We start from the raw sequence: 9,628 nt of genomic DNA, 5'->3' as shown, positions 1-9,628 counted from the left end.
AGTTGGCACGTTGGTGCCAACTCGATTCGCGTATGTGACGTCTCGACCGACGCGGGTGACGCTTCGGCCGGGTCAGGCCTGGCAGAGGCAGAAGGGGTGGCCGGCGGGGTCGAGGAAGACGCGGAAGGTCTCGCCGGGCTGGACCTCGTGCTTGGTGGCGCCCAGCTCCAGGACTGCCTTCTCGCCGACATCGAGGTCGTCGACGTCGAGGTCGAGATGGGTCTGCTGGGGTACGTCCTGGCCAGGCCACTCGGGGGCCCGGTAGTTCTCGACGGCCTGGAAGGCGATGCTGCCGTCCTTGCCGTGGGCCTCCACCCACTCCGAGTCGTTGACCTTCACCTCCCAGCCGAGGAGGTCGGCGTAGAAGGTGGCCAGGGCCACCGGGTCGGGACAGTCGATGCAGAGGTTCGGGTTGCGTGCGATAGCCATGGCTTCGACGTTAGGAGCGGTTCCGGACGTTCGGCTTCCGCCTGCCGCGAACCGTCTCAGAAATATACAGTCAGGGTTGACTGTTTGTTTCTGGCGCGGAAGAGTGCCTGTCTGTGAGTCAGGCCACCCGCGTACCTCAGGAAGAGCGCACCCGCGCCATGCGGGCGCGGCTTCTGGACGCCACCGTCGAGCTGCTGGCCGAGCGGGGCTTCGCGGGCACGTCGACGACGCTCGTCTCCCAGCGGGCCGGCGTTTCCCGTGGTGCCCAGCTGCACCACTTTCCAGCTAAGAACGACCTGGTCGTGGCGGCTGTCGAACACATCACCGAGGCCCGGGGCGAGGCGCTGAAGGAAGCGGCTCGAGCGCTTCCTGACGGCGGGCGGCGTACCCGGCACGTGCTCGCCATGCTCGCCGAGCAGGTCACCTCGCCGGTCTTCACCGCGGCCCTCGAGCTGTGGGTCGCGGCGCGCACCGACGAGCAGCTCGCCGCCGCCGTCGGACCGCTCGAGCAGCGTATCGGCCGCGAGCTGCACCGGGCCACGATCGAGCTGCTCGGCGTGGACGAGAAGAAGCCAGGCGTACGAGAGCTCGTGCAGGCCACGCTCGATCTGGTCCGTGGCCTCGGGCTGGCTGACACGATCAACGATGACGCTGCCCGACGCGAACGGATCCTCGACCACTGGGCCGAGGTCCTGGAAAGAGAGCTTTCATGAGTCTGCTGGATCAACTTCTCGAGGATCTCTCCATGGAGGGGTTCGAGCTGCGCCAGGTCGTCGCCGGACTGAGCGAGGCGGGCTGGCGCGAGTCGACGCCGGCCGAGGGCTGGGACGTCGCCGCGCAGATCGCCCACCTGGCCTGGACCGACGAGGCGGCGCTCGCCGCGACCGAGTGGGCGGCCGGTGACACCACGGCCTGGGACGAGCTGGTCACGGAGGGTCTGCAGAACCCGGAAGGCTACGTCGACGAGGCCGCGCTGGCGCTGGCCATGATGCCGGCGACCGAGCTGCTGCAGCACTGGGACGGCGTACGCGGCGAGCTCGCCGGTGCGCTCGCGAACGTCCCTGACGGCCAGAAGCTGCCCTGGTTCGGCCCGCCGATGTCGCCGGCCTCGATGGCGACCGCGCGCTTCATGGAGACCTGGGCCCACGGCCTGGACGTGCGCGAGGCGCTCGGGTTGGCCTACGAGCCCAGCGACCGCATCAAGCACGTGTGCCACCTCGGCACCCGCACCCGGGACTTCTCCTACGGCGTCCACGGCCTGACCCCGCCGAGCGACCCCTTCCGGGTCTCGCTCACCGCGCCGTCCGGCGAGGTCTGGGAGTGGGGGCCGGAGGATGCGGCGCAGAGCGTCCGGGGGCCGGCGTACGACTTCGCTCGCCTCGTCACCCAGCGCATCCACCGCGACGACACCGCGCTGGAGACCACCGGGGACGACGCCGAGAAGTGGCTGAGCATCGCTCAGGCGTTCGCCGGGCCTGCCGGCGGCGGGAGGCCCAAGCAGTGATCACCATCGGCAACTGCTCCGGTTTCTACGGGGACCGGTTCTCGGCGATGCGCGACATGCTCGAGGGCGGTCGGCTCGATGTGCTCACCGGCGACTATCTCGCCGAGCTGACCATGCTCATCCTCGGCAAGGACACCATCAAGGACCCGACGACGGGCTATGCCAAGACCTTTCTCCGCCAGGTCGCGGACTGTCTCGACCTCGCTCTCCAGCGAGAGGTCAAGATCGTCTCCAACGCCGGCGGCCTCAACCCCGCCGGTCTCGTCAAGGCGATCGAGGCGCTCGGCACCGGAGCGAAGGTCGCCTACGTCGACGGCGACGATCTTCGCGGTCGGCTCGACTCACATCCGGACGCCCTGACCGCCAACGCCTATCTCGGTGCCTTCGGGATCGCGCACGCCCTCGAGGCCGGCGCCGACGTCGTCGTGACCGGCCGGGTGACCGACGCGAGCGTTGTCGTCGGGCCGGCGATCGCCCACCACGGCTGGAAGCGCGACTCCTACGACGAGCTCGCCGGCGCGGTGGTGGCCGGCCACGTGATCGAGTGCGGCACCCAGGCGACCGGCGGCAACTTCTCCGGGTTCCTGACCATGTCACCGCAGGCCAGGGCGCGCCCGCTGGGGTTCCCGGTCGCCGAGATCGCCGCCGACGGCTCCTCGATCATCACCAAGCAGGACGAGACCGGCGGCACGGTCACGATCGACACGGTCACCGCCCAGCTGCTCTACGAGGTCCAGGGTCCGCTCTACCTCGGTCCCGACGTCACCACCGACCTGACCTCGATCCGGCTCGCGGAAGTGGGGGTCGACCGGGTGGCGATCTCGGGCGTGACGGGCACCCCGCCGCCGGCCACGCTCAAGGTCGCCGTCAACTCGCTCGGTGGCTATCGCAACTCCGCCGAGTTCGTGCTCACCGGCCCCGACATCGACGCCAAGGCCACCTGGCTGCGCGACCAGCTCGACGCCGAGCTCCCGATCGGCCCGGACTACACCTGGTCGACCTACCGCATCCCCGCCCCCGACTCGCCGACCGAGGAGGGAGCCGCCTGCATCCTGCGGCTCAACGCCCGGGCCGCCGACGCCGACGCCGTCGGCCGCGCGTTGACGGCGCCGGCCATCGAGCTGGCGCTCGCCTCCTACCCGGGCTTCCATGTCACCGCGCCCCCGGGACGGCCGTCTCCGTTCGGGATCTACAAGGCTGCGTACGTCCGGCGCGACCGCGCCACCGAGACCGTCCACCTCCCAGACGGGTCGACCTACGAGGTCCCGTCCCCTCTCGCCTATGCCGAGGCGTCACGCGCGTCGGCCGAGAAGTCACGTACGTCGGCCGACGCGTCACCAGACGTGACGTCTCGAACGACGGGGGTGACGCCTCGGCCGACGGGGGCGACGTCTCGGCGTGCGTTGGGGGAGGTCGTCTATGCCCGTTCCGGGGACAAGGGTGGGGATGCCAATCTTGGGCTCTGGGTTCCGCAGGGGCGGCCGGAGGCGGCCGTCGAGTGGCTGCTGGAGACCGTCACCCCGGGGTGGGTGCGGGCGCTGCTGCCGGAGGCCGAGGGCCTCGCCATCGACATCACGCCGCTGCCGCACCTGCGCGGCGTCAACATCGTCATCCACGATCTGCTCGGGGACGGCGTGGCCGCCTCGACGCGGTTCGACCCGCAGGCGAAGGGCTTGGGCGAGTGGGCCCGAAGCCGATTTGTCGACATTCCGGAGGAGTTCCTGTGAGCAACGACCTTTTCCAGCTCGGCGCCGAGTTCGTCCGCCGTGAAGTCTTCCCTGACCTGCAGGTATGGGAGGACAACCAGGAGATCCCGCGAGAGGTCCACAAGGCCGCCGCGAAGCAGGGTCTGCTCGGGATCGGCTTCCCGGAGGCCGTCGGCGGCGAGGGCGGCGGACTGGCCGACACCGTCGCGGTGACCGAGGGGATGATGTCGGAGGGCGCCTCCTCGGGCCTGCTCGCGGGTCTGTTCACCCACGGCATCGCGCTGCCGCACATCGCCCACCACGGCTCGCCTCACCTCATCGACACCTACGTGAGGCCGACCCTGGCCGGCGAGAAGATCGGCAGCCTCGCCATCACCGAGCCCGACGGTGGCTCCGACGTCTCGCACCTGCGTACGACCGCGGTCCGCGACGGCGACGAGTTCGTCGTCAACGGTGCCAAGACGTTCATCACCAGCGGCTGCCGCGCCGACTTCGTCACCACCGCGGTCCGCACCGGTGGCCCGGGTGCCGGCGGGATCAGCCTGCTCGTGATCGACAAAGGGGTCTCGGCAGGCTCGACCACCGGTGGGTTCACGGTCACGCGCAAGCTCGCCAAGATGGGCTGGCACTGCTCCGACACCGCAGAGCTCGCCTTCGAGGACGTACGCGTCCCCGCGGCCAACCTCGTCGGCGACGAGAACGCCGGGTTCGTCTACATCGCCGAGGCCTTCGTGACCGAGCGGATCGCGCTGGCCGTACAGGCCTACGGCACCGCCGCCCGCTGCCTGGCACTCACCGCTGACTACTGCCGCCAGCGCGAGACCTTCGGTGAGCCACTGATCAAGCGCCAGGTCGTACGCCACAAGCTGGTCGAGATGCACCGGCAGGTCGAGGTGGCCAAGGCCTACACCCACGCCGTGGTCGCGCGCTACGACCGCGAGGGGTCGACCCAGGCCACGATCGCCGAGGCGGCGCTGGCCAAGCAGACCGCGGTCGAGGCCTGCTCCTGGGTCGTCGACCAAGCCGTCCAGCTTCACGGCGGGGCGGGATACATGCACGGGACCGAGGTCGAGCGGCACTATCGCGACGCCCGGATCCTGCCGATCGGAGGAGGAGCCACCGAAGTGATGACGGACCTGGCCGCCAAGCTGTTGGGCTATACCCGATGAGCGGCAACAGAGAGGCCCTCCTCGAGAAGATCGAGGCGCTCGACGCGGAGCACGCGAAGGCGGCCGCCGGCGGCGGGGAGAAGTACGTCGCCCGCCACAAGGCGCGCGGCAAGCTCCTCGCCCGCGAGCGGATCGAGCTGCTGCTGGACGAGGGCAGCCCGTTCCTGGAGACCCAGCCGCTGATCGGCTGGGGGAGCGACTTCCCGGTCGGCGGCTCGATCATCACCGGCATCGGCGTGGTCGAGGGCGTGGAGTGCATGATCGTCGCCAACGACCCGACGGTGAAGGGCGGGGCGCTCAACCCCTACTCCCTCAAGCGCTCCTTCCGGGCGGCCGAGATCGCCGAGAAGAACGGTCTCCCGACGATCAACCTGACCGAGTCCGGCGGCGCCGACCTGCCCACCCAGAAGGACATCTTCATCCCGGGCGGTAAGGGCTTCCGCGACCTCACCCGCGCCTCGGCCCGCAAGCAGCCGTCCATCTCGGTGGTCTTCGGCAACTCCACGGCCGGTGGTGCGTACGTCCCCGGCATGAGCGACTACGTGATCATGGTCAAGGAGGGCGCGAAGGTCTTCCTGGCCGGCCCGCCGCTGGTCAAGATGGCCACCGGCGAGGACACCGACGACGAGTCGCTGGGCGGTGCCGAGATGCACTCGCGCATCTCTGGTTCGTCCGACTTCCTCGCCGTCGACGAGCACGACGCCATCCGCCAGGCGCGGCGGGTCATGGCAAGGCTCAACTGGCGCAAGCGTGGTCCGCTTCCCAAGGAGATCCACGAGCCGGACCTCGATCCCGATGGCCTGCTCGATCTGATCCCGACGGATCTGAAGGAGCCTTTCGACCCGCGGGAAGCAATTCTGCGGATCGTGGACGGGGCCTCGACCACCGGCGACCAAGCGTTCGACGAGTTCAAGCCCCTTTACGGCTCGAGCCTCTGCGTCGGCTGGGCCCGGCTGCACGGCTACGAGATCGGCATCCTCGCCAACGCGCGCGGCGTACTGATGAGCGAGGAGGCCCAGAAGGCGGCGCAGTTCATCCAGCTCGCCAACCAGAAGGACACCCCGCTGCTGTTCCTGCACAACACCACCGGCTACATGGTCGGCACGGAGTACGAGCAGGGCGGCATCATCAAGCACGGCGCGATGATGATCAACGCGGTCTCCAACTCCACCGTCCCGCACCTGACCGTGATCATGGGCGCCTCCTACGGTGCCGGCAACTACGGCATGAACGGGCGCGCGTACGACCCCCGCTTCCTGTTCACGTGGCCCTCGGCCAAGTCCGCGGTGATGGGCCCCGCCCAGCTCGCCGGCGTGATGGAGATCGTCGCGCGCGAGTCGGCGGAGAAGAAGGGCGAGATCTTCGACGCCGAGGGGTTCAAGGGCGTCAAGGAGATGGTCGAGTCGATGGTGGAGGAGCAGTCGCTGCCGATGTTCCTCTCCGGCCTCGGCTACGACGACGGGGTCATCGACCCGCGCGACACCCGGACCGTTCTCGGTCTCTGTCTCTCCGCCATCGCGACCAAGGAGATCGAGGGGGCGATGAACTTTGGCGTCTTCCGCATGTGATCAGCCACCGTCGGTCGAGACCAGCACAGTCCTCTCGAGCGCGTCAGACGACCGTGTTGGTCTCGACACGCCTCCGCCTAGCGGCTCCGGCGGCTCGACCAGCGGGTGTGGCGGCTCGACCAGCGAAAGGGAATGCCCATGATGATCTCGACAACCTCGATCTCCAGATTGCTCGTAGCCAATCGCGCGGAGATCGCGTCGCGCGTGTTCCGCACCGCCCGGAAGCTGGGGATCGAGACCGTTGCGGTCCACTCAGACGCTGACGCGGGCCTGCCGTTCGTGGCCGAGGCGGACCACGCCGTACGCCTCCCCGGCAACGCCCCCGCCGAGACCTACCTCCGCAGCGACCTCGTCATCGAGGCCGCCAAGGTTGCCGGTGCCGACGCGATCCACCCGGGCTACGGGTTCCTCTCGGAGAACGCCGACTTCGCTCGCGCGGTCGAGGCGGCCGGGCTGATCTGGATCGGGCCAGCACCGGAGTCCATCGAGAAGATGGGCTCCAAGATCGAGGCCAAGAAGATCATGGCCGCGGCCGGCGTACCCGTGCTCGAGGCTCCCGCCTCGCCGACGGAGTCCGACCTGCCGTTGCTGGTCAAGGCTTCCGCCGGTGGCGGCGGGCGAGGGATGCGGATCGTCCGGTCCCTCGACGCTCTGGCCGCCGAGGTCGCCACCGCCGAGGCCGAGGCCGCCTCTGCTTTCGGAGACGGCACCGTGTTCGTCGAGCCGTACGTCGAGGCCGGCCGTCACGTCGAGGTCCAGGTCGTCGGCGACGGTGCCGGGAACGTCGCGGTCTTCGGAGAGCGCGACTGCTCGGTGCAGCGACGCCACCAGAAGGTCGTCGAGGAGTCCCCGGCGCCGCTGCTGCCTGGTTCGGTCCGTGAGGCGCTGCACGAGGCGGCCCGGAACGCTGCCGCGGCGATCGACTACCGCGGGGCGGGGACCGTCGAGTTCCTCTACGACGCTGCCTCGGAGCGGTTCTGGTTCCTGGAGATGAACACGCGGCTCCAGGTGGAGCACCCGGTGACCGAGCTGGTTCACGGGGTGGATCTGGTGGAGCTGCAGATTGCGGTGGCTGAAGGTGTTGGTTTCACTGTGCCGAATTCGTCGGGGCCTTCGCCTAGCGGCTCCGGCGGCTCAACCGACGGGTGGGCTATCGAGGTGCGGCTCTATGCCGAGGATCCGGCGGCGGACTATCAGCCGCAGTCGGGGACGTTGACGACGCTGGCGTTCTCCGGTGATGCCCGCGTGGATGCGGGCTACACCTCGGGCTCGGCGGTCAGCACGTTCTACGACGCGATGCTGGCGAAGGTGATCGTGCACGCGCCGACGCGGGACGCGGCGATTCGGCGGCTGATCTCGGTGCTGCGTACGGCCAAGATCCATGGGCTCGTCACCAACCGGGAGCAGCTGATCGGGATCCTCGGGTCCGATGCATTCCGCAGCGGCGAGGTCACCACCTCTCTGCTCGCGAAAGAAAACTTTCTTTCACCCGTCGAAGACCCGGGTGCCGCTGTTGCCGCGACGGTCGCGCTGGCCGAGAAGACCCGTCGCCCGGGGCTCCCGGTCGCCTGGCGCAACGTCACCAGCCAGCCGCAGCGCACCGAGTTCGACGCGGTCGAGACCAGCACAGTCGTGGAGTGGTACGGCACCCGCGACGGCTACCGCATCGACGGTTTCGACGTCATCGATGCAGGTCAAGAACGGGTTGTGCTGGAGCGCGACGGCCTGCGCACGGCGTACGAGATCTCGATCGACGGTGACCGGATCGACGTCGACTCCGCGTTCGGCCACACCGCTCTGCGGAGGCGTCCGAGGTTCATCGACCCGGCCACGCAGACCCAGCCCGGAAGCCTGCTGGCGCCGATGCCGGGGTCGGTCATCAGCGTGCTCGCCGAGGCCGGCAGCGATGTCACCGAGGGCCAGCCGCTGCTGGTCCTGGAGGCGATGAAGATGCAGCACACCGTGACCGCGCCCACCAGCGGCGTACTCACCCAGATCAACGTCAAAGCAGGAACCCAGGTCGCTGCCGGCGAGGTGCTGGCCGTCGTAGAGGAGACAACATGACCGCATCAGCGAACCCATTCACCGAGCCCGAGGAGCGGATCGCGCTGCGGGAGGCGGTGGCGAAGCTGGCCGGGAAATACGGTCACGACTTCGTCGCCAAGCAGGCCCGTGAGGGCGGCAAGATGACCGAGATGTGGCTCGAGATGGGCCGCAACGGGTTCCTCGGCGTCAACATCGCCGAGGAGTACGGCGGCGGTGGCGGTGGCATGAGCGACCTGGCCGCGGTCCTCGAGGAGGCCGGGACCGCCGGTGCTCCGCTGCTGATGATGGTCGTCAGCCCCGCGATCTGCGGCAGCATCATCGGCCGCTGCGGCACCGACGAGCAGAAGAAGCGCTGGCTGCCGGCGATCGCCGACGGCTCGCTGCTGATGGCCTTCGGGATCACCGAGGCCGACGCCGGCTCCAACTCCCACAAGATCACCACCACGGCGAAGCGTGACGGCGACAGCTGGGTGCTCAACGGCCAGAAGACCTTCATCTCGGGTGTCGACGAGGCCGACTCCGTCCTCATCGTCGCCCGCACGGAGGATTCCAAGACCGGCAAGCTCAAGCCGGCCCTGTTCGTGGTCCCGACCGAATCCGAAGGCTTCACCAAGCAGGTCATCCCGATGGCCTGGGAGGCGCCGGAGAAGCAGTTCACCCTCTTCATCGACGACGTACGTCTCCCGGCCGATGCCCTCGTCGGCGACGAGGACGGCGGCATCTGGCAGCTTTTCGCCGGGCTCAACCCCGAGCGGATCATGGGCGCCGCGCTCTCCTGCGGGATGGCGCGCTACGCGCTGGCCAAGGCAGTCGAGTACGCCGGGTCCCGGTCGGTCTGGAAGGACGCCCCGATCGGCTCTCACCAGGGGATCGCGCACCCGCTCGCGAAGGTCAAGATCGAGCTGGAGCAGGCCCGCCTGCTGTGGCAGAAGGCCGCCGCGCTCTACGACGCCGGCGACGACGCGGGGGCCGGGGAGTACGCCAACATGGCCAAGTACGCCGCCGGCGAGGTCGCCTGCAACGCCACCGACGCCGCGGTCCACACCCACGGCGGCAACGGCCTGACAGTGGAGTACGGCCTGGCCAACCAGCTCGTCGCCGCTCGTCTGGGCCGGATCGCCCCGGTCAGCCGGGAGATGATCCTCAACTACATCGCCATGCACACCCTGGGGCTCCCGAAGTCCTACTGACAGCTCGCCCCGAGTC

8 protein-coding genes are annotated in these 9,628 nt (G+C 69.2%); 7 read left to right on the top strand and 1 reads right to left on the bottom strand.

All coding sequences use genetic code 11. The features are described from left to right. Positions 1-72 precede the first annotated feature (72 nt). The gene (locus H5T77_RS17010; protein ID WP_292651194.1) at positions 73-429 is read right to left on the bottom strand and encodes a VOC family protein; all 357 of its coding nucleotides are present in this window, start codon (positions 427-429) and stop codon (positions 73-75) included. Between the two features lie 113 nt (positions 430-542). On the opposite strand from H5T77_RS17010, the gene H5T77_RS17005 reads away from it, so the two are divergent. From H5T77_RS17005 to H5T77_RS16975, 7 genes are all read left to right on the top strand, one after another. Then, positions 543-1,142 carry a TetR/AcrR family transcriptional regulator gene (locus H5T77_RS17005; protein ID WP_292651193.1) on the top strand — a complete coding sequence of 200 codons (600 nt, stop codon included), beginning with the start codon at positions 543-545 and terminating at the stop codon, positions 1,140-1,142. Beyond that, on the top strand, positions 1,139-1,933 hold the full coding sequence (locus H5T77_RS17000; RefSeq protein WP_292651192.1) for a TIGR03084 family metal-binding protein: 795 nt from the start codon (positions 1,139-1,141) through the stop codon (positions 1,931-1,933). The genes H5T77_RS17005 and H5T77_RS17000 overlap by 4 nt, the downstream gene beginning before the upstream one ends. Beyond that, on the top strand, positions 1,930-3,660 hold the full coding sequence (locus tag H5T77_RS16995) for an acyclic terpene utilization AtuA family protein (protein WP_292651191.1): 1,731 nt from the start codon (positions 1,930-1,932) through the stop codon (positions 3,658-3,660). Before H5T77_RS17000 ends, H5T77_RS16995 begins: the two co-directional genes overlap by 4 nt. Then, the gene (locus tag H5T77_RS16990; RefSeq protein WP_292651189.1) at positions 3,657-4,808 is read left to right on the top strand and encodes an acyl-CoA dehydrogenase family protein; all 1,152 of its coding nucleotides are present in this window, start codon (positions 3,657-3,659) and stop codon (positions 4,806-4,808) included. The genes H5T77_RS16995 and H5T77_RS16990 overlap by 4 nt, the downstream gene beginning before the upstream one ends. Continuing rightward, the gene (locus tag H5T77_RS16985; protein ID WP_292651188.1) at positions 4,805-6,376 is read left to right on the top strand and encodes an acyl-CoA carboxylase subunit beta; all 1,572 of its coding nucleotides are present in this window, start codon (positions 4,805-4,807) and stop codon (positions 6,374-6,376) included. The genes H5T77_RS16990 and H5T77_RS16985 overlap by 4 nt, the downstream gene beginning before the upstream one ends. A 138-nt stretch (positions 6,377-6,514) precedes the next feature. Beyond that, positions 6,515-8,440 carry an acetyl/propionyl/methylcrotonyl-CoA carboxylase subunit alpha gene (locus H5T77_RS16980; protein WP_472850350.1) on the top strand — a complete coding sequence of 642 codons (1,926 nt, stop codon included), beginning with the start codon at positions 6,515-6,517 and terminating at the stop codon, positions 8,438-8,440. Beyond that, positions 8,437-9,612, top strand: coding sequence for an acyl-CoA dehydrogenase family protein (locus tag H5T77_RS16975; protein WP_292651187.1), 1,176 nt, complete (start codon positions 8,437-8,439; stop codon positions 9,610-9,612). Before H5T77_RS16980 ends, H5T77_RS16975 begins: the two co-directional genes overlap by 4 nt. Positions 9,613-9,628 lie beyond the last annotated feature (16 nt).

Source organism: Nocardioides sp., assembly GCF_014360585.1.
Classification (GTDB): domain Bacteria; phylum Actinomycetota; class Actinomycetes; order Propionibacteriales; family Nocardioidaceae; genus Nocardioides.
This window is presented reverse-complemented; position numbering and strand designations above follow the sequence as displayed.